We start from the raw sequence: 23,078 nt of genomic DNA on the forward strand, positions 1-23,078 counted from the left end.
GCCCGCTCACGCAGCTCGTCGCTGTACTTCTTCGGTGCCGCCATGCTCCGCATCCTCCATGGGATCAGAGCCTGCACCAGACCCGGGGCGCATCACCCGCCGAAGCCCTCGACGATCATCTACGATCAATCCAAGACACCAATGTTGCGTCCACCAGTTGAATCCGCCCAATATACGTCGGTTGCCTTCACAGATTCCCCTTGCACCAAGGATTATCGGCGTCCATCGGTTCGGTCGGCGACGCCTATGACAATCCACTGGCAGAGTCGATCATCGGGCTGTTCAAGACCGAACTGATCAACCGGCACGGCCCGTTCACGAACCTGTCCGAGGTCGAGTACGCAGCGATGGAGTGGGTCGACTGGTACAACAACGCCCGCCTACATTCCCGCCCGGAGTACCTCACCCCGGTCGAATACGAGAGCGCCTACTACGCTCAACACCCGCCACGCCGACCGGCGCTGGTGTAACACCGAAGCCGGTCCCTTACCCGTGGCGGTTCATTCATGACGCCTTCCTGGGCATCACCAGCAGCGTCATCTACCGGTGCCGACTCACGAAACACTCAATCTGTTATGGCCTTTTAGGCACACGCGATCGTGATCCCGGGCACATCGTCACGGATCTGGTGGTTGTCGTGCGCCGGCTCGCCACACCGGGACGGAGGGGATGGTTGAACCGGCTTCTGTCACTACTCGAACGGTGGCTGACCTCGGCTTACCGCCCTTTGGTGGCAGTCCGGTGATGTCTGCTCGGGTCGGTGGTCGACCATTTCTGAGTCGGAAAATCCGTTTGTCCGCACCACATATGACGTAGTCCGACTGACAACTCGGCGCGCCGCGAAGCCTAAGGTTGGTGACGGATGAAGGAGGGGCTCGTGTCCGATCTGGTTTCTGATGTCGTTGTCGTGGGTGCCGGGATGGCCGGTGCGTCGGTCGCCGCTGAACTGGCATCTCGAGTGTCGGTGGTTCTCGTCGAGGCTGAGTACTCGCCGGCCGTACACAGCACCGGTCGTTCCGCAGCGGCTTTCCTACCGAGTTATGGTGGCGCTGTCGTTCGCGCGTTGACCGCGGCCAGCCGATCACTGTACGACGCCAGGTCGGTCGAGTACGGGACGGAGTTACTCCGGTCTCGGCCGCTGATCTGGGTGGCAACGGACCCGGAAAGTCTGCGCGCGCTCGCCCACGCAGCGAAGGCAGATCGGGAGCTGGTCCAGCTGACCTCTGCGGAGACGGTCGCCTGGTGCCCGGCCCTACGCGCGGACCGGATCATCGAAGGCGCGCTCGACTCTGCCGCAATGGATATCGACGTCGCGGGCTTGCACGGAACTTACCTGGGCGAGTTCAAGCGGCGTAACGGAAATCTGCTGCTCGACGCCCCGGTTCGCCACGTCGAGCGGACTGGACGAGAGTGGCGGGTCACCGCAGGCACTCAGGTGATCAGCTGCGGGCAGGTGGTCAATGCGGCCGGCGCCTGGGCTGACGAAGTGGCGAAGCTGGCCGGAGTGCCGACGCTGGGCCTGCAGCCGAAGGTGCGGTCCGCGTTCGTCAGTCCCACCGCGTTCAGCGGTGAAATCAGCGACTGGCCCATGATCTTCGACATCCTGGAACGCTGGTACTTCAAGCCGGAAGCCACATTGATACTGGGTTCTCCGGCCGATGAGACGGACACCGCACCGGGTGACGCACGTCCGGACGAGCTGGCGGTGGCCCGCGCGCTGGAGTCGATCAACGACATAACCACACTCGGTCTGCGCAGCGTACGGCGTGCTTGGGCAGGTCTGCGGTCATTCGTCGCCGACCGCGCACCGGTGGTCGGCTCCTGGGCCGGCCATGAAGGATTCCATTTCGTCGCCGGCCAGGGCGGTTACGGCATCCAGATGGCGCCCGCGCTGGCCGCCATCGCTGCGGACGCGGTGCTCGAAGGCGAACTGTCCGCGAGAACCGCGGCTTACGGTGCCACTTTGGACGCACTCGGTCCCGGTCGACTGGGCCGTGCCTGACAAGAGCGGCGCCTGGTGGGAGGTACCGAGCCTTTCTCGGTCAAGCAGACAATTGATGAGTGAATCCGGTGAGTGTCAAGTAGAGGCTGAGGACCTGAGTGGTCTGCACCTCTCAGTGCGACCGAGCTACCGGCATCGGATCCGCATTGCCCGACGGGTTGCCCACTTGCACGATCCCGCGCCACGAACGCCCCGTAGTGCGCAGACGACGCCTACTCCGGCGAAGGAGCCCGGTCGACACGATCACGTTCGTCATGACGGCCTCCTCCAGGTTGAGGAACGTGACCGCCCGCAGTCGCCGGCCGCTGCTTGTGGGTGACGGCGCCGCCGACTTTGATCCGGGTGCGTCGGGGAGCTGGCCGGCGGGGAGGGCGCGCCGACTCATGACTTCAGCAGCAGCTACGCGGTTCCGTGCTGACACGACGAGCAGGGCTGAACCGAACGCGATGCCGACGGTGTCTGCCCGAACCATCCTCAGCTGAAGCGCTCAGCAGGGTCAACTGCTGCCAAGATCACTGCCGTCGCCAAGTTCCTCCGGCAACTTCGCGCTCGGACACCAGTCCCAGCCCTGTACGTGGCCTTCAGCACTCACGACAGCCATCAAAAGGACAAACCCGATTGACCGGTCGGGCATACCCCAGCCGAAGCTGTCCCAAGATTCGACACTTGGGTCTATCCCGTGATCGGTGTTTCCGGAGATTCGTAGGGTTCGGCTCCCGGCCAGCGGTCACCGAGGTGATGGCGAACGCGTTGATGGCTGAAAAGGGCCGCGGCCGGATGTAGGCCTTGGTCAGGGGCCGGTCCGAGGTGAGCTCGATCTGCGGGGCGGTGAGGCGCGGCTGGGGTGGGGACGGAAGTGGTCGCCCAGGCCGCGGCAACGGTGAGGTCGACGTCGATCGCGGCCAGCTCGGCCTGCGGCAGCTGCTCGTAGCGCGTCAGCGGGTCCTTGGCCGACCGCTTGGGCGCGAGGTCATCGTTGCCGATGTTGGGCGTGGTGCTCACCGGACCTCGCCGTCGTCGGCAGGCCACCGGCCGGCGGACTCCCGGAATGCGACACGACGAGACGGCGAGATACGTACCGGGCATCACGTCCGACTCCATGCAGGGTGTCGGAGAAAAGCGTGCGTTGGTGGCGCAGGCCCACGAAGCCGAGTCCGGGCTCAGTAAGGGAGAGACCGTGACGCTGCAACGGCGAGTCGCTAGCAATGGGGGCGCCGATGCAGTTCAGGTAGGACAGGGCCGGACGATAGCCGGTGGCGAGTATCACGGTGTCGACGTGTTCGGTGCCCCCGCCCGGCCACCGGAGTTCTGTGTCCCGTGCAGTGCTGAACATTTCGCGGTAGTCGGGGTTCCCCAAGGCTTGCACCGCGCGGTCGGCGAAGACGAGAGGAGAACTGGAACCCCGGGCAAGCAAGGGGCCGACAGGTAGCCGTGCCGCGAGCGCCAGCCCTGCCCAGACAGGTGAGGCGCCCGGCAGTGGTTTACGAGTCGCGTATCGAATCCGCGAACGGGACACCACGGTGACGCGGGCATGCGCGGCGAGGTCGGCGGCGATCTGGACGGCCGAGTTGCCAGCGCCGACCACGACGACCCGTTGTCCGGCGAATGGCGCGGGATTGCGGTACTCAGCCGAATGCAGTACGCGCCCGGTGTAGTGGTCGAGCACCGGCAGGTGGGGGCGGTGCGGGTGGGAGAAGGTGCCGGTAGCCGCGACGATCATGGAGGCGGGAATCTCAACGATGTGACCAGCGCTGGTTTCAGCTCGCACCAGGTAGAACCCGTCGGCTCGTGTGACGGCTGTGACTCGGGTGCGGGTCCAGAGTTCACAGTCCAGCGCCGCGGCGCAGTCGCGCAGGTAGTCGGCTGTCTCGTCGCGTGTGGGGAAGTGGGAGGGGTCGCCCGGAAACGGAAATCCGGGAAGTCCGTTGAACCGCGCCGGCGTGAACAATGAGAGACTGTCGTAGTACTGCGGCCATGAACCTCCGGGCTGTTCGGCAGCCTCCAGTACGAGTGGCTGAAGACCTTCCCGACGCAGGGCTAGCGCTGCCGCGATGCCGGACTGGCCGGCCCCAATGACGATCACAGACTGCACGACACCAGTATGCACCGACCAATCGCCGCTGATCTTGTCCATCTCAACAGACGCTGAGCGTTCAGCGGCGTGCGGTACTTTTGAGCAGACCGTTCGGCAGCACACCGCACAGATTTCGGTGAGAGCCGCACGAGTCGAGTCCTCGGGCTTGACGATGGCCGCCTTGGCTGGTCGACGCCGGCCAGCCGTACCCTTCAGAGCAGATCTTGCAGCGGGTTGTCGGCCCACGCGTCGACCGTGCGGACGTAAAACCTGCACGTATGGGTCAAGGTCAACCGCATACAGCGTGACGCTGATCACATTAAGTCGAAACGTCGGCCGTCAGCCGCCTGCCGAAGGCTTCGACCTCAGGCTGGTCGCAGGCCATAAGGTCCGCGATCTCCCCGTACAAACCTCGGTGAACGTCTCCGCCGTCCGGCTGGGAAGTCAGCTGAGGCAGGGAGGTGGGTGCCGCTGGAACCGCTCGACGAACGGTCTACGCACCCGCTCGTACTCGGCGAACACCGCAGGACCGCCCTTCCACCAAAAGCGCGCCGAGCACCACCGCGTCCTGGATCCCCAGGTTCAGTCCCTGGCCGGCGAACGAATGCACCCCGTGCGCGGTGCGTTTTGCAACCGGATCGTGGGCTGGAAATGCTCGGGTCGCTGCGACACCGAGCTGGTGCTCGGCGCGCTGGAGGACGCGGTGTGGTCACGGCAGGTCTGGGAGGGCCAGTGGTCCACCATTCGGGCAGGGGCTCGCCTACACGGCGTTCCGGTTATCGACCAGGTTGGCTGACAACGGGATCGCTCAGTCGATGGGCTCGGTCAGCGACAGTTACGACAACGCGTTGATAGAGAACTTCTTCTCGACGCTCAAGACCGAGTTGGTTCATCGGAATAGTTGGCGGACAAGGGAAGAAGCCGAGAACGCCCGGTTTGCCTACATAGACGGCTGGTACAACACCCAGCGGATTGAGCTTCCCCCCGAACCGTGGAGGGCTCCTCTATGCGGCTCGATTGGCCGCAGTGGTCTCGTAGTCGATCGGGCACTGCTTCACAGGAACTGTGGCGACGTCGTCGGTTGTAGAATTCGACGACCCATTCAACAATAGTCTGTTGTGCTTCTTTCCGGGTTTTGAAATGATGACGGGAGAGCACTTCGTGTTCCAAGGTTGAACACTCGGTAGCACTATCGCTCCACGGTGCTGGACGGGCAGCCGTATGCCTACTGGCGGCTCAACCAGAGCGCGGGGACGACGGCGGTCGATGAGGTCACCGCGAACCTCGGTGCGGACAACGGCGCGTTCACCACGGTGTCGCCGAGTGACTCGACACCGCACCCGGGTTCGCCGAGCACGTCGAGCTATTTCAACGGCGCCGGGTCGATGCAGCTGCCGAACAACCTTGTGGCTTCGGCGAGCTATCTGAGTGTGCAGCTGTGGTTCCAGACCTTCCCGAACGGCGCGGCGGGGGTGCTGATGTCCACCGGGCACAGCGCGATCGACTCGGCGAACCCAGCCTCGGGGCCATGCCGGTGCTCTACATCGGCACCGACGGCAAGCTCTACGGCCAGTTCTGGACCGGTACCGTCGCCCCGATCGTGTCGTCGGGCAAGGTGAACGGTTCCGCGTTGCACTCGGTCACCCTGGTCGGGCAGGGCAACACCCAGTCGATGTACTCGACGGACTTCGTCCTCCTGCACGTGGCGAAGTTCCTGATGGGCCCGGCGAACGTCACCGCGCTCGGCGGCGGGGTGACCGTGCACGCGGCCGAGCTCGGGGTATGCTGGACGTTCTGGATGATCGCCTGGGCCAACATCTTCGAGAACCGGCCGACCCGCTTCACCACCGGAGTAAACGTGCTTCTCCGCATCGCGATCACCGGCGCCCTGGCCTGCGGGACCTACCTGCTCTACTACTTCGTGCTGGCGCCGCACGTACTCCACGAGCCGGCCTCCGCGGGGACGCTCCACGGGGACGCGTTGGGTTTCATTGACTGGGCGATCCTCTGGAACACTCTGGTACGTGGTGTTCCTCGGCTCCTACGGCCTGGGCAAACGCACCGCGGATAGGTGATCTCGCCAGTCGTTCACCGCGCGAGTACCCATTCGATGATCATTGCGAGGCGGGTTTGCCCGTGACGTGAATCGCGGTTTGTCTGGGCAGGCATCTCCTGAAGGCGGGATGAACATGGGTCTCGCAGACCAGGGGCGGCCGATTTCCCGCCATACCTGGGCACCGTTGCAAGCTCGCGCGCAGGGCGACGAGGACGCGAACGCTACGGGCTTCCGCGCCTCCCCACCGCCCGTGTCCTGCTCGACGAAGTCACCGGCGACGGTGGAGACCGGGAGCCAGCCGATGAAGTCTTCAGGCAGCGGATGCCCGGCTGACCATCAGACCGGAAACCCCTGCACCGACACGGGCAGGTCGGTCGCCGCAGCTGCGCCCCTGCGTTACGGCGCCGGTCACGCGCGCTGAGTGTGTGAGGTCAGTTCGGTGCGCAGCACGGTGAGCGCATTGATGACCCCGTCGACGACGTCGCCCATCTGCTCTTCGGTCCAGTGTCCAATCTGTTCGAAGAGACGGAGGGTCCATCCGGGGCCGGCTCAGCGACGCGGTCCGCGAGCTTCCCCCGGAACTGCACAGCCTCCACGGGCGTCCACCCGCTGGCGGACGCGTTCTTCGGCCAGCCGAGTACACCGTCACCCAGTCGTAGCGCTGCAGCTTCAAGTGCCACCGGTTCGGCCCGGCATTGGCCGCGGCCAACCGGTCGCGGACCTCCGCCGGCGGGGTCTGGGTGGGCGCCATCGGCTGCAGCGACCATCCCTGCACTTCCCCGGAGCGGTAGATCTCGCGCCGCTGCTCGGCGAGCTCACTGTCGCCGACGACGTGCAGCACGCGCCCCGGCCGCACCCGGCACACCCGCGCTCGGGGTCGGGCTTGAGCACGCCGAGGTTCCGCCGCTCGGTCGCAAGCCCCAGCCCACACTGACGACGAACCGTCCACGGAGGACACACCCATGACGATCAACACCACACTTGACAGGCCATGTCCACCGTGCCCGGTGGCGAGCAATGATGCTAGGCGGCCGCCAGGATCCGCACCGAGAGTCCGGCCGTCGTGTAATTCGGCGACACCCGGTACCCGCGAGTGACCACGGTGAGCGTGGTGAACCGACCGTGCAATGCGCCTGCGGCCAGCACGGGCACTACGTCCCCCGCGCGCACGTCCTCCAGTGCGATCTCCAGAACAGCGCCCCGGTCGAGAGTGACCGGTCCCGCTACGGTGAGGGCCGCCCGGTTCCGCCGGCGCAACGAGACCGCCAGGGTGGAACCGGATCGCTGCCGGTAGCCGCGCATCAGCCGGACATCCTGCGCAGTGAGCCGCAGTCGCCCGGCGCGGACCTCCACCTCGCCGAAACCCAGGGCAGACGGCGTGCCCGCGGCGAGCCTGCCGCCCTCGATACGAGTGCCGCCGGTGTAGCGATTGTCGCCGCCCAACGTCAGTTCACCCGTACCCGCCTTGACGAAAGCACCACGCCCGCCGATCGGATTGCGCCAGCTGTCGGCCGCGAAGAAGCCGCCGCGACTGGCATCCATTTCTACCCGGACATCGGTGTCGAACGCCCCGTAACCGTCGGCCGCCGCGAACAGGTTGAGCCGGCCCCACTGCTCGGGCCCGGTCAGCACCGGATAACCGGATGCCACTGCGGTGGTCCGCAACACCTCTCGCCGCTGGGCCGCGGTCAGGTACGGCTGGCGGGTTTCCAGCAGTACCTCGGCGCCCTTCGGGACCGTCATCTCGACGTGGCGCCCGTGCCGCGGCAACCCGTAGGTCAGCCGATCAGCGACGAGCTTCCTGTTGACCTCATGGTCGGCATAGGGATCGGTCGCGGTGGCAGCGGAGTGCGCGTAGGCGAACAGGGTGTTCGGCGTCGTGCCGGTCTGGGCTTGAAGGTACTGGCTGGCCTGGGCCCGCGCTGCCGTCTTGAGCCCAGCGTTCTGCGGGTCAGCCAAGGTGGCGGCGGCCAGTGCGGTGGCCAGCACGCGGCCTCCGAGAACGTCGACAGGCGAATGCATACCGGCGACGATCCGCGTGTCACTCAGGTCGAACGCTCGGGTCACCAACTCCTGGAATCGCTCCGGGATCGCATACGCCAGCGCGAGGCAGGCCAGGTGGAAAGCGTTGGTGTGCCCGCTGGGGAAGCCACCGTCATCGGGGGGACTGACGCTTCGCTGGCGCAGCAGCTGCGGAGCGACGATCACGTCCGAACGGTAGATCGGGTAGCCGAGTTCGTCGGTGGCACCGGTCGGGACGACCCGGCTGTCCGCGGTCATCCGCCATGGCCTGGGGTACTGGTAGACGTACTTCGCCGGGTTGCCCGAGGCGAAGGGCCCGCGCAGGGTGTTGACGAGCTGAACGACCTGCCCGAGGGCCGAGTCCGGGGAGCCGGCGCCGAGCGCGAAGCCGGGCGGCGCGTCCGGGGGCACCGAGTCATCCACTGTCGAGGGTGGAGTGCCGTCGGGCGCCGCCGTAATGCCGGTGACCGCCTTGGCGCCGGTTTTGTAGATCCCCGCGAGTGGCCCGAGGCCGTCGATGGCCGCGTAACTCTGGTGCCGGCGGTCGTAGATGAACGCGCGCTTGGCCTGCTCGGGGGTCCGCTGCTGGGTCACCCACGCAACGTGACGCATGCTCGCGTGCAGTACGTCCTCGCTCAGGACGGTCCCGTTGTCCCAGGTCGTTCCGGTGCGCCAGAGCTCTTCCATGCCGGCCAGAACGCGGACAGCGGCGTTGGTTTCCGCCGTGAGGTTGGCCATCACGTTGGTCCGGTAGGAGTCAACAAAGGACTCCGCGCCGGCCGTCGCCTCGGCCGCTTCCGCCACGCTGAGCCGGCTGAGCGCCGTCGGGGCCGCCACCAGGCTGACGGACAGTAGCGCGGAACGACGCAGCAAGGTCCGACGGTCGAGCTTTTCGGGCGTGGGCATCGACGCGCTCCAGAGAATCGCGCGCGGGTCCTGGACCCGCCGGCCCTGGCCCGGCATCGGTGTTCGGTCCGATGCCCAGACTCTGCGACCCAAGCAACAGCCGACCCAGGCCTCGATGACATGATCGTGAACAGTCAGCCAACGCGACGAAACCACGCCCAGCCTGCAGCCGAGGTGTACGTCCCAGCGCCATCAGCGCCGAGTGAAGCGACGGCCGCGACCCGGCCGCGTGGCCTCTGGTAGCAGCGCGAATCGTGGACGTCGAGGAGCTGGCCGGCGGGGGGTGGCGCCGAGCTGGTTGAGGTGGGTGCGGAGGAATTCGATGGGGTGGCGGTCGGGGGTGATGCCGGTGGCCCACAGGTCCGCAGCGGCGAGTTCGAAGGTGGTCATGCCGGGCAGGGCGGGGGCGTCGTGGCCGATGGCCAGGCCCGGGATGTGCTCGGCGCGGGTGGCCGAGGCGGCGCCGGCGGCCCAGAGCGCGGCGCGACTTACGCGTCAATCGGGCAGGTGACCGAGCGGGTGCAGCTCGACCGGCCCGTCGTCGAAGCCCTCGCCACCGCCGGCACCTTCACCCGCCTCGGGCCCGACCGAACAGGCTGCTCCAGCTCCGCGTCAAGGACGCCCCGGTGTGCTCCGGCGATCACGCTCCCGCCACGTTACCCAGCGCCTGGACGGGTGGCCAGCAGACCGAACGCCGACCCGCGCAGCGCCTCCGGGCCAGCGCGGCCACTGCGGCGTGCTCGGCTGTTCCGCGCAGCCGATCCCGATTGCGGCCGGTGCGAATCCCAGCGGCCACCGGCGCTCGGCCCTCCGCGCCACGGTCTACCACCCAGCGCGCCACTCTCACGACGATCCGCTGTTGCTGCTGATGGGCACCTCGATGAGATCTCGTGCGACGACGATCCGTCCTTCACGATGCAGCACTCGACGACGTGGTCGTTCAGGTTTCGATGTTGGTCGCCTGATCAGGGCTTGCGGGCAACTCCGCCGACCATGATCCGCTGCGCGACGTTCGGGGGTTGGAGCATGGGGCCGTCCGGCCACCTGTCGGTCAGGGGGACGATCTCCGCGGCGCGTCCGAGGCCGATCACGCCCTTCAGTGATCCCGAGCTGACGATGTCTCGGAGTTGCGCGATGGCCTGATCATCGCCAGCCCCGTCGCTCGGGTCGACGAGGTGGGAGATGACGACGTACGAGCCTGAGGGCAACTGCTTCAGGAACTCCGCCGTGACTTCAGCAGGCCGGCAGCGGTCCGCCTTGTAGTGGTGCAGGGTCGCGACGAACAGAACTGCGATCGGCTGGCCCCAGTCCAGGTGCGATCGTACGACGTCGTCGACGAGGATGCTTTCCGCTCGTAGATGTCGGCCTGGACGTAGCGCGTGCGGTCGTTTTCTTCCAGGAGGGCGCGCCCGTGCGCGGCGACAATCGGGTCGTAGTCGGTGTAGACCACCTTTGAGTCGGCGTTGATCCGCCGCGCCACCTGGTGCACATTCTCCGCGGTCGGGAGCCCCGACCCACAGTCGAGGAACTGGGTGATGCCGACGTTCGTCGCGAGGAACCGGCACACCCGAATCAGGAAGGCACGGTTCTCCCGCGCTGCGTCGGCGAGCTCAGGCATCTTTTCCATGATTCGCCTGGCTTCTTCTACGTCGTAGTGGTCTTTCCCGCCGAGCAGGTAGCCGTAGATCCGGGATGGCCAAATTAGGGTCCACCCCGGGGTGAGCGTTCAGCTCACCCGACACAGACACCATCCTCCTCGCAATCGTGGCAGTTGCTCTACGCAGTGCAGCCATCGGCCGCTCGTCGGCCACGCTCTCGGCCCCGCAGCAGGTCTACACCTGCCGGCACGTGCGGTCCCGCGCTAACCCACAAGCCACCAGCGTTCGAAGTGTTCGCCGGAGTAGGTCTTCAGCTTCCCACTCTCCGAATTGTTTTCATATTAGACGTGACGCTCTGGGACGAGGCCGGTCATCCTGGTGACGAATCCAAATTGGGAGCGCTGAAAATGGCGACGGTGCGAGCTGTCGCCAATCGCTCAATATCGACATCAAATCCGGATGTTTCAGACATTTCACAGCAGGTCGGCTGTTGCGGGCGTTGCCGATGGAATGCAATCCTTGAGGATGATTTTGAACCGCAATTAGATGTGTCGACTAAGTGGTGTAGATCAAATTCGAGGGGATCGCGTGATGCAGGGGTTGTCTGATGCCAAGTGGAGTTATGTAACACGGAGGGTCACCGATCGGGAGCGCACGCGGCTGGGAGGTTTCGCGGCTGAGCCGCAGCTGGGGGATCTGGTGGTGTCCAGTGTGAAGCGTGTCGGGGAGCACGAGAGCCTGGAGAACGCTCATGGTCGGCGTGCGCGCCTGTATCCGAGGGATATCGTGGTGGGCGCGTGCGGCAACCGGTACGCCACAGAGTTCTATGAGGGTTATCTGCCCCGCGGCACCGCGGCGCACCTGTTGACCGCGGGCGGGGTGGTCGGTGTCGTCGCTTCGGCGCACGCTCGCCATGGCCCACCCACGGAGCTGTCGGTGATCGGTCCGCTGACAGATCCGGCAGGTGCTGCGCTTTCCCTCGAGAACTTGTCCTTGCGCGCGCCGCCGCCGACGCGGTCTCCCCCGGCGACCGTCGTGGTGGTGGGTTCGTCCATGAGCGCGGGCAAGACCACCACGGCGGCGTCCCTGGTCAATGGCTGGACGCGCGCCGGGCTGACCGCCGCGGCCGGCAAGGTCACCGGCTCGGGCAGCGGCAAGGACCGGTGGATGTACGAGGATGCGGGCGCGTCCGCAGTGGTCGACTTTCTCGATTTCGGCATGCCGTCGACCTTCGGCTACCCGATCGAACGGTTGCACGCCACCATGATCGGCATCAGGGACGAGCTGGCGCGCCGCGGATCGGACGCCGTGGTGCTGGAGCTCGCCGATGGGCTGCTGCAGGCTGACACGGCCGCACTCCTGGCGTTTCTCCCCGGGTTCGCGGACGCGGTGGTGCTGGCCGTGCGTGACGCGCTGAGCGCCGTCGCCGGGGTCAGGATCCTCCACGATCTCGGGGCCCCCGTCCGGGCCATCAGCGGCCTGGTCACCGCCAGCCCGCTGGCGTCGCGGGAAGCCGTCGCGGCCACCGGACTGGACGTGTTGTCGCCCGCCGCCCTCGCCAACGGAGCGGCAGTTGAGCTTCTCAGCCCCGGTGAGGCGGTATTGGCATGACCTTGGCGGCCGCATACACACCGGACGGTCGCCCAGGTCCCGGGCAGCTTGGCGAGGTCGACCTCGACGTGCTCGAGGTCAGGCCGGCGGAGCTCGTTCTACCCGAGGCGACGATTCGCGATGAGCGTGGTGGCACTCTGTTCGACGACGACGTCCTGGTGTTCGACCCGGCCTCGGGTGGCGGCCCGTTGGTCTCAGCGGCGGCCGACCACCAGGCCAGGGCATTCGGCGTGGTCAACACCGCTTTTCACGTGCAGCGGGCGCTGCGGTTCGTCGCCGGGCCGCTGCACCATCCGCTTCCGCACCTGTTGGTCCGGATCGGGATGCACGATCGGCCGCACTGGGGCGGCGGCCACTACCGATTGCCCAACCCCGGCAACGGCGAGGCGACGCCGATTCGGCCGGCCGGCGAGGTACATCTCGGCCGTGGCCGCGCGTTTCTCGCTGCGCCGGACCGCCGCAGGTACTTTCACGCACCGGCACACAACGCCGCGATCATTTACCACGAGGTCGGCCACCACCTCTGCCGGCACACCGCGGACTTCCGTCTGAACCAGCTGCGCCCGGCACAGCGGCAGACGAACACGAAGATCGCTTTGGACGAAGGTACCGCGGACGTGATGACCGCGATCCTTCTGCGTACTGACGACATTTATGGGTGGCATCGACAGCACATCCCTGTCTGGGACCAGCGACGCCGCAAGCTTGACCCGCGCTGGACGATGGCCCACTTCCACGGTGGACGGCATCAGGATCCGCACGCCGACGGCACGGTCTGGGCCTCGGCTTGCTGGTCGGCACGGCAGCGGGTGACGGCCAGTGGCGCCGGCCCCGGCAGGTTCGACGCCCTGCTGCTGCGCAGCATGGAACTCGCCGGAGACGACGATGCGGCCACTCGGGCCACCCCCGCGCTGCTGGGCCGCCGGCACTTCTCCCGGCTGTTGGCTACGATGACGCACGCGGATCCCCAGCTCGCGCCCGGTGTGCTTGCCGCGATGGCCGCACACGGCATCCGGCCCGGTGTGAGCAATTCGGAACTGCGCAAGAGGGCTCGCGCCGAACCCGCCAAGGCGGTGGGCGCATGAGCGGTCATGTACTCGATCGCGGCCTACTGCCGCAGCTGTGGCGATTCCGCTCGTACGGCCGCCCGCACCTGCGTGCCTTGTCCCTCGGTGTCGGCCTGCGGATGGGTGAGCTGCTCGCGGACCTGGCGCGCCCGTGGCCACTGGCTCTCGTCATCGACGGTGTATTCAAGGGCGGCCGGCCGCGCGGCCCGCTGGCCCCGCTCGCGACGGTGTTCGGCGGGTCCGCCGTGGCGCAGCTGACCGCGGCGGCCGCCGCGGTCGTGGTCATCACGCTGGCGTCAGGGGCCTTCGACTACCTCGGCGACCGGGTGATGAACGGTGCAGGAGAGCGCATCACCGCCGAGATCCGGACGGACGTCTTCGGGCACCTGCAGCGCCTGCCCATGACCTTCCACGACCGGCAGGCCGTGGGCGAGTTGACCAGCCGCATCTCGATCGACACCGATCGGATCGAGGACAGCCTGGTCGACATGTTCTCCACGCTGTTGCCGGGATTGTTGTCCATCGCCGGCTTCGCCGCGGTACTCCTGTCGGTCGATTGGCGCCTCGGGCTGATCGCGATCGCCTGCACCCCACTGGTGTTCATCACCGCTGCCCGCTACACCCGGCTCACCCGCGCCGCCGCTCGTCGCCGCCGAGCCGCCGAAGGCGCCCTCGCCGGGTTCGTGTCCGAATCGCTGCACGGTATCCGCACGATCCACGCGTTCGGGCGACACGACTTGCACGACGAGCGGTTCGCCACCTCAAACGGCGAAACATTGCAAGCCGGCCTCCGTGCCGTGGAGTTGCGAGCCCGGTTCACCCCGATGCTAGAGGTGGTCACCGCGGCCGGCGCCGCGGTGTTGCTCTGGGTCGGTGGGCTCGGCGTGCTCAACCACTGGTGGACCGTCGGCCTCCTGGTCGTGGTCACGAGCTACCTCAACGACATGGTCAAACCCATGCGAGGGCTGTCGAAGCTCTCGATCACCTTCAGCCAGGGCGCGGCGTCAGCCGAGCGGGTCTCCGGCATCCTCGACCAGGCGCCGCGGTCGCCGACTCCGGCGCGACCGCTGCCTGCCCGTGCCACTGGCCACGTCGAACTGCGGGCGGTGGACTTGGACTACGGGCGCGGGAGCGTCCTGCACCACCTCGACCTCACCATCCGCCGTGGCGAACGCGTCGCGCTTCTCGGTCCCAACGGAGCCGGCAAATCCAGCGTGCTCGCGCTCATCGCAGGGTTATACCGACCCACCGCCGGGCGGCTCTTCCTCGACGGCCAACCACTGGCAGACCTCCCGGTGGAGTGGGTGCACCGCCAGGTCGCCGTCGTCCTGCAGGACACTTTTCTGTTCTCGGGCACCCTCGCTGACAACATCCGCTATGCCCGGCCCGACGCCACCCACGACCAGGTCGCACAGGCGGCGGACGCCGCGCTGGTCACGCGGTTCACGGACGCCCTTCCCGACGGCCTGGACACCCGGCTCGCCGACGGCGGCACCGGCCTTTCCGGCGGCCAACGCCAGCGGGTCGGCATCGCTCGCGCGCTGCTGGTCGATGCCCCCATCGTGCTCCTGGACGAACCAACGGCCGGCCTCGACGTCGAAGCCGAACAACTCGTCGTAGAAGCCCTCACCCGCCTCGTTCGCGACCGCACCGTCATCATGACCACGCACCAGCCGGCCCTGACGCGGCTGGCCATCCGCACGATCCACCTCGACAACGGCGCGTTGGCCGCGCTGCCGCGGTGAGCGAACTGCCTGGGTTGCCCATGATCCCGTTCGGCGGAGAGCCGGTGTTTCCTTCCTCGACAATGCTCGGCCTGGCCAAAGCGCTGCAGATCTGGCTCGGCAGCCCGGCGCTGCTGGTGCACGGTATTGCTCAAGGCGGGCAAGGCGCCGTCTCGATCGTGGCCGACAAGGTCACGCCCCCGGACCTGAAATCGCTGGCGACTGACGTCCCGGGACTTCAGGTGAGTCCACCCAGCCGGGCGCGCTGGGCGCGCCCGCTTGTTTTGTGCTGGGTGGTCCACTCCGGTAGTTGTGGGCCATCCGGCTGTTGACATCGGGAAAGTTCGTGTCCGTGAGCCGATGCTGACACACGGTGTCCACACCGGTGGTTCTTTTCGTCCCGGTGACTGGCTAGGTGCGATGGTCACAGCCCTCGGCGACCCGGTCCGGGGACAGTTCTCGGAGGTTCCCTATGCGTGTCGTCGTGCGGTCGGTCACCGCGATCCGCCACGCCCCCCGCGACCACGCACGGCTCACCAACAAATATCGCGGCTCCACAATGGATGCACCTGCCGGCGACAGATTCGTGATTTTTTCCAAGCACTAACCTGCACCCTGCCGACGCCTAATCTGATCTCTCCTACCGTCTGCCAGGTCGTGACGCGACGCTCCGCTCCGTGACCGAAATCCATTCCCTGGCATGGAATCCCGGTCGTGATCCCTTGGCTACGCAGCGAACGGACCAGAGAAAAGCAAATGACTTCGCAACGCGAACGTGTCCAAGACAGTCGGTTCCTCAACAAGGTTCCGGAGGTCACCGTCTACTTCTGGATCGTCAAGGTCCTCTGCACGACGGTCGGTGAATCCGCGGCCGACTTCCTGAACGTGAACCTGAACTTCGGCCTGACCGGGGTTTCCCTCGTCACCGGCGTCGTGCTGATCATCGCGCTGGTCCTGCAGTTCACGGCGCGACGCTACGTCCCGGCCGGGTACTGGCTGGCCGTTGCATTCGTCAGCGTCTTCGGCACGCTGGTGACCGACAACCTCACCGACAGCCTCGGCGTGCCGCTCGAGACGAGCACCCTCGTGTTCAGCGTTCTGCTCGCCGCCACCTTCGTCGCCTGGTACGCGACGGAGAAGACGCTGTCCATCCATTCCATCGTCACCAGGCGACGCGAGGCGTTCTACTGGCTCACGATCCTCTTCACCTTCGCGCTCGGCACGGCGACCGGCGACCTCATGGCCGAGGTGCTCGGCCTGGGTTACCTGACGACGGGCGCGATCGTGGCGGCGCTGATCGCCCTTCTCGCGATCGGGTGGCGAGTCGGTCTGCACCCGGTATTGGCGTTCTGGTTCATCTACGTCCTCACGCGGCCGCTGGGCGCGTCGATCGGCGACTACCTCGCGCAGTCACCGAGCCAGGGCGGGCTCGGCCTCGACACGACCATGACGAGCCTGATCTTCGTCGTTGGGATCCTCGTGGTCGTCACCTACCTCTCCCTCACCAAAACCGAGGTGACGTCGAGTCAGGCCCAGGCCGAGGCGCTCGCCGCACAGGGCAGGCTGTGGCAGACGGCTGTCGTGGTCGTCATCGTGCTCATCGCCGCGGGAACGGGGTACGCCCTGCGGAAGTCCGCACTCCAGAACGATTCTTCCGCCCCCGCCACCGCCCAGCCTGGTTCCGACGGCAGCCCGGTGTCGCCGCTCGGTGACCTGTCGCCGTTTCGCACCATCACCCAGGACACCCTGAACAACCTCGACGCCGGCGACCAGTCCGGCGCGACCAGCCGCGTCGACGACCTGGAAACAGGCTGGGACAACGCCGAAGCACGTCTGAAGCCCAAGGACGAGGCCGCGTGGACGGCGATCGACGGCAGAATCGACACCGTCCTTCGCCAGTTGCGCGCGACGAGCCCGAACCCCGCCACCGAAAAGCCGGCACTCACCGCTCTGCTCACGTCCTCGGCTGAACACCCACCGGTCGCCGCTAAGAGTGCCCGATTTGTCAAGATTAAAAAACTGGACAAATCGGCGGCTGCGGTCTGGATTTCAGGTGAGGCTTACCTAAAGACTGGCGGGGTCCGATCGTCGAGTGACCCCCAGGGAGCCACGAAGTGTTGTTCTCCAGCCTCTTGATCGGGATGCGCGAGGGGCTCGAGGCGGCACTCGTCGTGAGCATCCTGGTGGCGTTCCTGGTCAAGACCGACCGGCGTGCGGCGCTGCGCTGGGTGTGGCCCGGCGTCGCCGCGGCGGTGCTGCTGTCGGTCGCCGTGGGCGCGGTTCTCACCTACACCACGGCGAACCTGACGTTCGAGCACCAGGAACTGGTCGGTGGCGTGCTGTCGGTCGTGGCGGTGGCGTTCGTCACGGTGATGATCTTCTGGATGCGCACGGCCGCCCGGCACATCTCGGCCGAGCTGCGCGGGAAGATGGAGAACGCGCTGAAGCTGGGACCGGCGGCGATCGTGCTCGTCTCGTTCCTGTCGGTCGGGCGCGAGGGCCTGGAGACTTCGGTCTTCTTCTACGCGTCGGTGCAGACCGCGCGCGGCGACACCGCCTTGCCGCTGCTGGGTTTCACGGCCGGGATCGTGATCGCGGTGGCGCTGGCCTGGCTGCTCTATCGCGGCGCGCTGCGGTTCGACCTGGGCAAGTTCTTCAAGGTCACCGGGGTCCTGCTGGTGTTCGTGGCCGCCGGGGTCCTGGGATACGGGCTGCACGACCTGCAGGAGGGGGCTTTCCTTCCCGGGCTGACCACGCTGGCGTTCGACGCCTCGGCCGTGGTGCCGGAGACCTCGTGGTACGGCGCGTTGCTCAAGGGCATCTTCAACTACTCCCAGCAGACCACGGTTCTGCAGGCGATCGCGTGGGTGGCCTACGTCGCGATCGTCCTGCCGTTGTTCCTGCGCCCCGCGCGCGACAAGTCCGCCACCACGACAACCGCGCAGCCGGCCGCGGCCCCCGACCTGAAGGAGTGACGATGGCCAAGACCGCCCGAACCGGTCTGGCGGTGAGCGCGGGCGCGACCCTGGCCGCGCTCGTCTCGGCGTGCGGCGGCGCACCGCCCTCCGCGGCGAACGGCATGCCCGCCGGGCCGATCACGGTCACCGCCTCGGACTCCGCGTGCCAGGTGTCGGCGACGACCGCGCCGGCGGGGAACCTGACGTTCCAGATCGCCAACCACGGAACCAAGGTCACCGAGTTCTACCTCTACGGCGACGGCGACGGCGACCGGATCATGGGCGAAGTGGAGAACATTGCGCCCGGCCTGACCCGGCGCCTGATCGTGGAGGTCGCCGACGGCGGCACGTACCAGACGGCCTGCAAGCCCGAGATGGCCGGCGCCGGCATCCGGAGCCCGTTCACCGTCACCGGCGGAGCGGCCAAGGGCACCGACGCCAACGCCCAGCTCGCCGAGGCCGCGCGCGGCTACGCCCGCTACGTCTCCTCGCAAACCGGCGCGTTCGCCGACGAAACCCGCAAGTTCGCCACGGCGATCAAGGCGAAGGACGTCGCCGCCGCGAAGTCGCAGTACGCCCGGACCCGCATCTACTACGAGCGGATCGAACCGGTCGCGGCCAAGTTCGGCGATCTCGACCCGGCCATCGACGTGCGCGAGGCCGACGTTCAGCCGGGGCAGAAGTTCACGGGCTTCCACCGCCTGGAGAAGGACCTGTGGGTCACCGGCCTGCAGCCGGACTCCGCCGCGATCGCCGACCGGCTCGTCGCCGACGTCACCACCCTCGGTCAGAAGGCGTCCGCATTGCAGCTGAGCGCGTTGGATCTGGCCAACGGGGCCGAAAGCCTGCTCGACGAAGTCGCGAGAGGCAAGATCACCGGCGAGGAAGAAGCCTTCTCCCACACCGACCTGTCCGACTTCCAAGCCAATGTGGACGGTTCCAAGGGCGCCATCCAGGCACTGCGCCCGGTCCTGGCGCAGCGCAACCCCGCGCTGGTGTCCACACTCGACGCCCGGTTCGCGGCCGTGCAGACCCTGCTGGACGCCCAGCGCACCGGGGACACGTTCAAGCTCTACACCGACCTGACCCAAAGCCAGATCAAGAAGTTCGCGGCCGCGGTGGACGCCTTGTCCGAGCCGCTGAGCAAGGTCGCGGAGGTCGTCGCCCACTAGCCACGCTCACTGAGTGAGCTCTCAGGAAGCCGCTGCCACGATCGCGTGGTGCGAAACGAGGAAAGCGGCCGGCGCGGACACCGGATCCTCAGAACGGCCCTCGTCCTGATCGCCGTCGTGGTACTGGGCGCCGGAGGGTACGCCGGATACGTCGTGGTCCACGCCGGCCGGCCGGTGACGCTGCCGGCACCGACCGGCTCGTACCCCGTCGGCCGGACCGGTTTCGAGTGGACGGACGCGACCCGCACCGACCCGCTCGCCCCCGCCCCGGCCGGACGTCGTGAGCTCGCCGTCTCGCTCTGGTATCCCGCGGCGCCCGCCGGCCGCGCCCGCCCCGCGGACTACACGCCGGGAGCCTGGGCCCAGCTGCACCTGCCCGGCCCGGTCGGCCTCGCCGAAACGGACTTCGCCGACGTACACGACCACGCGCTCGCCGACGCGCCGGTGGCGCCCGGCCAGTTCCCCGTCGTGATTCTCGAGCCCGGCCTCGGATTCGCAGCGCCGCAGTACACCACGCTGGCCGAAGATCTGGCGAGCCACGGTTACCTCGTCGCCGGCGTCACGCCCACCTACAGCGCCAATCTGACCGTGCTGCACGGCCGGCTCGTCCACGCCACCGCTGCCGGAAACCCGTCCTCGTTCAACGGCCCGGACCTGCACGCCGGCGCGGCCCAGGCCGACGGCGACCGGCTCGTCGCCGTGTGGGCCACCGACGCCCGGTTCGCGGCCGACAAGACGATCGCGCTCGACAGCACCCGTCTCTTCGCCGGACATGTGGAGCACGACCTCGTGTCCTACGTCGGCCACTCCTTCGACGGCGCCGCCTCGCTCGAAGCCTGCCGCACCGACACGCGCTGCGCCGGCGCCGTCGATCTCGACGGCACGCCCTACGGCGCCGTCGTCCACACCGGACTCGCCAAACCACACCTGCTTCTCGCCTCCGGCGACTTGTGCCTCGCCGCGACCTGCCCGTCGGCGCCCGCCGACCCGGCCGTCCACGAACTGCTGGCGACAGGCGGGCCGGCGTGGTGCTACCAGATCGACGGCGCCCGCCACTTCGACTTCAGCGAGTACGACGCCTACTACCTCGCCGCACCCCTGCGAGCCCAGCTCGCCCTCGGCGACCTGGACGGCACCGAAGTCCTGACGATCACGGGTGCCTACGTGACCGCGTTCCTCGACCACACCGTCCACGCACGCGCGGAACCGCTTCTCCAGACAGGCAACACCGAATTGCCTCAGGTGAAAACGCAACGGCACCCCGCCTGACCGAAGGGCCGGACCGAACACCACCCGATCGAGGAAACCGTCTTGCCGCAAGCCTTCCGCACGATAGGGAGCCGTTAACCCCGCCACCGCCACCATCGGCACCGAGATCACCGACACCCGCAACAAGGAGATCAAGGTGCGTCACGGCGAAAGCCTCCGTTCGGCCATCCGCTCGGACTCGATCACCCCGCTCATCGGCGTCTTCGACATGTTTTCCGCCTCGGTCGCGGCTCAGCACTACGACGGGCTGTTCATCTCCGGATTCGGCTTCGCCGCGTCCCACTACGGGCTGCCCGACATCGGGTTCATCGCGTGGCCCGACATGGTCGCCTTCGTGCAGCGGCTGCGCCTGGCGCTGCCGCGGCACCACCTGCTCGTCGACATCGACGACGGGTACGTCGACCCCGAGGTCGCGGGCCACGTCGTGCAGCAGCTGGAGCAGCTCGGCGCGTCCGGCGTCATCCTCGAAGACCAGAAGCGGCCCCGACGCTGCGGCCACGTCGACGGCAAACAGGTCCTGCCCCTCGAGGAATACCTGGAGAAGCTCGACCTGGTGTTGTCCGCCCGCCGGGATCTCGTCGTCGTCGCCCGCACGGACGCCACCGAGCACGACGAAATCCTCCGCCGCGCCGAAGCGCTGGCCCAGACCGACGCCGACGTGGTCCTCATCGACGGCGTCCGCTCCGCCGAGGCCATCACGCAGATCCGGACGGTGATCGGCGACAAACCGTTGCTGTTTAACCAGATCGCGGGTGGGAAGTCACCGCGCCTGTCCCTGCCCGAGCTGTCGGCGCTCGGGGTCGACGTGGCGATCTACAGCACGCCCTGCCTGTTCGCCGCGCAGGAGGCCATGGACAACGCGCTCATCCGCTTGCGCCACGACGACGGGCGGCTCCCCGTGCTCGGCGCCGATGGCGTCGGGGTGGCCCAGTCGCTCGAGTTGCTGGAACGCAACATCAGCCGCCACCACGCGACTTCGGGCCGAATCGGCGCCTGACCCCCGGGGGGCTGGCCGGATCCGTTCGGCCGGCCCCGCTTGATGGTCAATCGTCAGCTTATGTTGACATTGGAACACCGTCAGCTTATGTTGACGAGATGAAGGCACGAGCGGAGATCGCCGAGAGTGCGGCCAGTTCCGACCCTGACGTCGGGTTGCGGGCGGTGGCGGCGTTGCGGGCGCTGACGGAGGAACTGGAGACGCTGCAGGTGGATCGGGCGCGGTTGTCGGGGTGGTCGTGGCAGGACATCGCGGCCCGGCTGGGCGTGAGCAAGCAGACGGTGCACCGCAAGCACGGCCGCAGAACCCGGGGGCCGAATGAGGAACCGGCAGTTCGGCGAAGACGCGCGCGCTTTGGTGCGGACGGCGCAGGAACGCGCCCGCGCGCTCGGGCATCCCGGGATCGGTTCCGAGCATCTGTTGTTCGCGGTCGCGGACGCACCGACCCAAGTGGGCGAGGTGGCGCGCGAGTACGGCCTGACCCCCGACGGCGTCGCCGCCCAAACCGCGCGGCTCCTGACCAGGCCGCGCCGGGCGTTTGACAATGTGGACGCCGACGCGCTCGCCGCGATCGGCATCGACCTGGATGCGGTCCGCGAAGCAGTCGCGGCCCATTTTGGCCCCGTCCCGGCGCCTCTGCCGCGGAGGCGCCAGCGTCCGCAACTGCCCGGGCACCTGCCGATCACCGGCCGGGCCCGGTCCTGCCTGCAGGCGGCGGTCAGCGAGGCCGGGCGCCGCGGCGTGTCCCCCGCGGGCGCGAACCACCTCGGCGCCGTGGTGGTCGGCACGAGTGGCGGCCTGGTGCCACCGATCCTGGCCGCCCTCGGCATCTCCGCACCGACCCTGCGGGCAGCGCTTCTGGAACGTACGCCGTGAGCCGCCGGGGCCTGTGGTGGCTGCTCGCGGCAGGCGTCGCCGCCTGGGCTGGCAGCTGGCGCATCGTCCATCTGGAAGTGACCCGCTGGCACCACATGGATTCACGCCTGCGGTTCACTCCGCCTCCGGCGCCTCCCGGTGGTCCGGCCCCGCACGCCGGGTTACCGGTGCTCCTGGCCATCGCGGTCGCCGGAGCCGCTCCCTTGGTGTCCGTCGCGGTCGTCGCGCTCCTGCTCGCCCGAGCGTCCAAAAGGACAACGAGCAGGCGGCCGGCTGACCTCGTTCCGGTCAGTCGTGGCCGAAGCCGTGGTGCGGGCCGTCGTCGGCGATGCCGTGGACGGCGAGCAACAGCATCGCCACGAACACGAGGGCGGTGGCCGCGATGAGGAACGCCCGACGGCGGGCGCCGGCGGCGGGACCACGGCCGGTGAGTGTCGTGAAGTCAGTAGCCAGCTGCTGGGCGGCCAGCGTGAGCACGGGCCGCCATCCGGAGGCCGGCGCGGGCGCGGCAGATCGCGGAAGGTCGGCGAGGACCGCGTCGAGCTCGTGCCGGAAGCGCGCGGAGTAGATCGTCGCGGTCCGTTCCTCCACTTCGGCCAGCGACAGCCGGCCTTCGCCGACGGCCGCGTGCAGCGCCGTGGCGGCGGTTTCGCGCTCGGTGTCGGAACAGCGGATGCCCTCGGGCGCGTGCTCTACGCGGGGCTCGTCTGCGGTCATGGTCCCTCCCGGCCGAGGTGGTGTCCGGAA

The 23,078-nt window shown here is 67.8% G+C and carries 18 protein-coding genes and 4 pseudogenes; 16 read left to right on the forward strand and 6 right to left on the reverse strand.

The window, feature by feature from the left end; genetic code table 11:
- Positions 1–200 precede the first annotated feature (200 nt).
- Together AB0F91_RS42265 and AB0F91_RS42270 are read left to right on the forward strand one after the other, a co-directional pair.
- Positions 201–470, forward strand: coding sequence for an integrase core domain-containing protein (locus tag AB0F91_RS42265; RefSeq protein WP_360607334.1), 270 nt, complete (start codon positions 201–203; stop codon positions 468–470).
- Positions 471–877: 407 nt separating this feature from the next.
- A complete protein-coding gene (locus AB0F91_RS42270) occupies positions 878–2,002 on the forward strand; it encodes an FAD-binding oxidoreductase (protein ID WP_360607336.1) in 1,125 nt (374 codons plus the stop codon).
- A gap of 970 nt (positions 2,003–2,972) precedes the next feature.
- On the opposite strand, the gene AB0F91_RS42275 is transcribed toward AB0F91_RS42270, so the two are convergent.
- Complete coding sequence (locus tag AB0F91_RS42275; protein ID WP_360607338.1) at positions 2,973–4,136, reverse strand: NAD(P)/FAD-dependent oxidoreductase; 1,164 nt, start codon at positions 4,134–4,136, stop codon at positions 2,973–2,975.
- A 244-nt stretch (positions 4,137–4,380) separates the two neighbouring features.
- Here AB0F91_RS42275 and AB0F91_RS42280 point away from each other — a divergent pair, with 244 nt between their 5' ends.
- Together AB0F91_RS42280 and AB0F91_RS42285 are read left to right on the forward strand one after the other, a co-directional pair.
- Positions 4,381–4,872, forward strand: coding sequence for a hypothetical protein (locus AB0F91_RS42280; RefSeq protein WP_360607340.1), 492 nt, complete (start codon positions 4,381–4,383; stop codon positions 4,870–4,872).
- Between the two features lie 13 nt (positions 4,873–4,885).
- Positions 4,886–5,050: pseudogene (locus tag AB0F91_RS42285) on the forward strand (IS3 family transposase); the annotation flags it as partial.
- An 88-nt stretch (positions 5,051–5,138) separates the two neighbouring features.
- Here the strand turns inward: AB0F91_RS42285 and AB0F91_RS42290 are convergent.
- Positions 5,139–5,246: pseudogene (locus tag AB0F91_RS42290) on the reverse strand (IS3 family transposase); the annotation flags it as partial.
- Between the two features lie 358 nt (positions 5,247–5,604).
- Between AB0F91_RS42290 and AB0F91_RS42295 the strand changes: the two are divergent.
- On the forward strand, positions 5,605–6,147 hold the full coding sequence (locus AB0F91_RS42295; RefSeq protein ID WP_360607342.1) for a hypothetical protein: 543 nt from the start codon (positions 5,605–5,607) through the stop codon (positions 6,145–6,147).
- Positions 6,148–7,155: 1,008 nt separating this feature from the next.
- Here the strand turns inward: AB0F91_RS42295 and AB0F91_RS42300 are convergent.
- From AB0F91_RS42300 to AB0F91_RS42310, 3 genes and pseudogenes are all read right to left on the reverse strand, one after another.
- Positions 7,156–9,060 (reverse strand): phosphatase PAP2 family protein, encoded by a 1,905-nt coding sequence (locus AB0F91_RS42300; protein ID WP_360607344.1) that lies wholly within the window; start codon positions 9,058–9,060, stop codon positions 7,156–7,158.
- A gap of 192 nt (positions 9,061–9,252) precedes the next feature.
- Positions 9,253–9,450, reverse strand: a complete 198-nt coding sequence (locus AB0F91_RS42305; protein ID WP_360607346.1) for a hypothetical protein — start codon at positions 9,448–9,450, stop codon at positions 9,253–9,255.
- Positions 9,451–10,025: 575 nt separating this feature from the next.
- Positions 10,026–10,762 (reverse strand): annotated as a pseudogene (locus AB0F91_RS42310) (SAM-dependent methyltransferase).
- Positions 10,763–11,360: 598 nt separating this feature from the next.
- Between AB0F91_RS42310 and AB0F91_RS42315 the strand changes: the two are divergent.
- The 11 genes and pseudogenes from AB0F91_RS42315 to AB0F91_RS42365 all read left to right on the forward strand — a co-directional run bounded on the left by AB0F91_RS42315 (position 11,361) and on the right by AB0F91_RS42365 (position 22,331).
- Positions 11,361–12,269, forward strand: coding sequence for a DUF1611 domain-containing protein (locus AB0F91_RS42315; protein WP_360607348.1), 909 nt, complete (start codon positions 11,361–11,363; stop codon positions 12,267–12,269).
- Positions 12,270–12,427: 158 nt separating this feature from the next.
- On the forward strand, positions 12,428–13,354 hold the full coding sequence (locus AB0F91_RS42320; RefSeq protein WP_360607350.1) for a hypothetical protein: 927 nt from the start codon (positions 12,428–12,430) through the stop codon (positions 13,352–13,354).
- A complete protein-coding gene (locus AB0F91_RS42325) occupies positions 13,351–15,081 on the forward strand; it encodes an ABC transporter ATP-binding protein (RefSeq protein WP_360607352.1) in 1,731 nt (576 codons plus the stop codon). Before AB0F91_RS42320 ends, AB0F91_RS42325 begins: the two co-directional genes overlap by 4 nt.
- Positions 15,078–15,392, forward strand: a complete 315-nt coding sequence (locus tag AB0F91_RS42330) for a hypothetical protein (protein WP_360607354.1) — start codon at positions 15,078–15,080, stop codon at positions 15,390–15,392. The genes AB0F91_RS42325 and AB0F91_RS42330 overlap by 4 nt, the downstream gene beginning before the upstream one ends.
- Before the next feature lie 424 nt (positions 15,393–15,816).
- Positions 15,817–17,196, forward strand: coding sequence for a hypothetical protein (locus AB0F91_RS42335; RefSeq protein ID WP_360607356.1), 1,380 nt, complete (start codon positions 15,817–15,819; stop codon positions 17,194–17,196).
- Complete coding sequence (gene efeU / locus AB0F91_RS42340) at positions 17,175–18,035, forward strand: iron uptake transporter permease EfeU (protein ID WP_360607358.1); 861 nt, start codon at positions 17,175–17,177, stop codon at positions 18,033–18,035. Before AB0F91_RS42335 ends, efeU begins: the two co-directional genes overlap by 22 nt.
- Positions 18,036–18,037: 2 nt before the next feature.
- Positions 18,038–19,189 (forward strand): iron uptake system protein EfeO, encoded by a 1,152-nt coding sequence (gene efeO / locus AB0F91_RS42345; RefSeq protein WP_360607360.1) that lies wholly within the window; start codon positions 18,038–18,040, stop codon positions 19,187–19,189.
- Positions 19,190–19,237: 48 nt separating this feature from the next.
- Entirely contained in the window at positions 19,238–20,458 is a 1,221-nt protein-coding gene (locus AB0F91_RS42350; protein WP_360607362.1) for an alpha/beta hydrolase, read from the forward strand.
- A gap of 136 nt (positions 20,459–20,594) precedes the next feature.
- Entirely contained in the window at positions 20,595–21,455 is an 861-nt protein-coding gene (locus AB0F91_RS42355) for an isocitrate lyase/PEP mutase family protein (RefSeq protein WP_360607364.1), read from the forward strand.
- Between the two features lie 98 nt (positions 21,456–21,553).
- Positions 21,554–21,757 (forward strand): annotated as a pseudogene (locus AB0F91_RS42360) (helix-turn-helix domain-containing protein); the annotation flags it as partial.
- A gap of 16 nt (positions 21,758–21,773) precedes the next feature.
- A complete protein-coding gene (locus tag AB0F91_RS42365; RefSeq protein WP_360607366.1) occupies positions 21,774–22,331 on the forward strand; it encodes a Clp protease N-terminal domain-containing protein in 558 nt (185 codons plus the stop codon).
- Positions 22,332–22,619: 288 nt separating this feature from the next.
- Here AB0F91_RS42365 and AB0F91_RS42370 read toward each other — a convergent pair whose 3' ends face one another.
- Positions 22,620–23,048 carry a DUF1707 domain-containing protein gene (locus AB0F91_RS42370; RefSeq protein ID WP_360607368.1) on the reverse strand — a complete coding sequence of 143 codons (429 nt, stop codon included), beginning with the start codon at positions 23,046–23,048 and terminating at the stop codon, positions 22,620–22,622.
- Positions 23,049–23,078 lie beyond the last annotated feature (30 nt).

Origin of the sequence: Amycolatopsis sp. NPDC023774 (genome assembly GCF_040639695.1) — a bacterium.
GTDB lineage: Bacteria > Actinomycetota > Actinomycetes > Mycobacteriales > Pseudonocardiaceae > Amycolatopsis.

Excerpts from the sequence above, each read along its gene's own strand:
- efeO (WP_360607360.1), top strand. The coding sequence starts at position 18,038 with ATGGCCAAGACCGCCCGAACCGGTCTGGCGGTGAGCGCGGGCGCGACC.
- AB0F91_RS42325 (WP_360607352.1), top strand. The coding sequence starts at position 13,351 with ATGAGCGGTCATGTACTCGATCGCGGCCTACTGCCGCAGCTGTGGCGA.
- AB0F91_RS42305 (WP_360607346.1), bottom strand. The coding sequence starts at position 9,450 with ATGACCACCTTCGAACTCGCCGCTGCGGACCTGTGGGCCACCGGCATC.
- AB0F91_RS42365 (WP_360607366.1), top strand. The coding sequence starts at position 21,774 with ATGAGGAACCGGCAGTTCGGCGAAGACGCGCGCGCTTTGGTGCGGACG.
- AB0F91_RS42335 (WP_360607356.1), top strand. The coding sequence starts at position 15,817 with ATGACTTCGCAACGCGAACGTGTCCAAGACAGTCGGTTCCTCAACAAG.
- AB0F91_RS42370 (WP_360607368.1), bottom strand. The coding sequence starts at position 23,048 with ATGACCGCAGACGAGCCCCGCGTAGAGCACGCGCCCGAGGGCATCCGC.
- AB0F91_RS42275 (WP_360607338.1), bottom strand. The coding sequence starts at position 4,136 with ATGGACAAGATCAGCGGCGATTGGTCGGTGCATACTGGTGTCGTGCAG.
- AB0F91_RS42300 (WP_360607344.1), bottom strand. The coding sequence starts at position 9,060 with ATGCCCACGCCCGAAAAGCTCGACCGTCGGACCTTGCTGCGTCGTTCC.
- AB0F91_RS42295 (WP_360607342.1), top strand. The coding sequence starts at position 5,605 with ATGCCGGTGCTCTACATCGGCACCGACGGCAAGCTCTACGGCCAGTTC.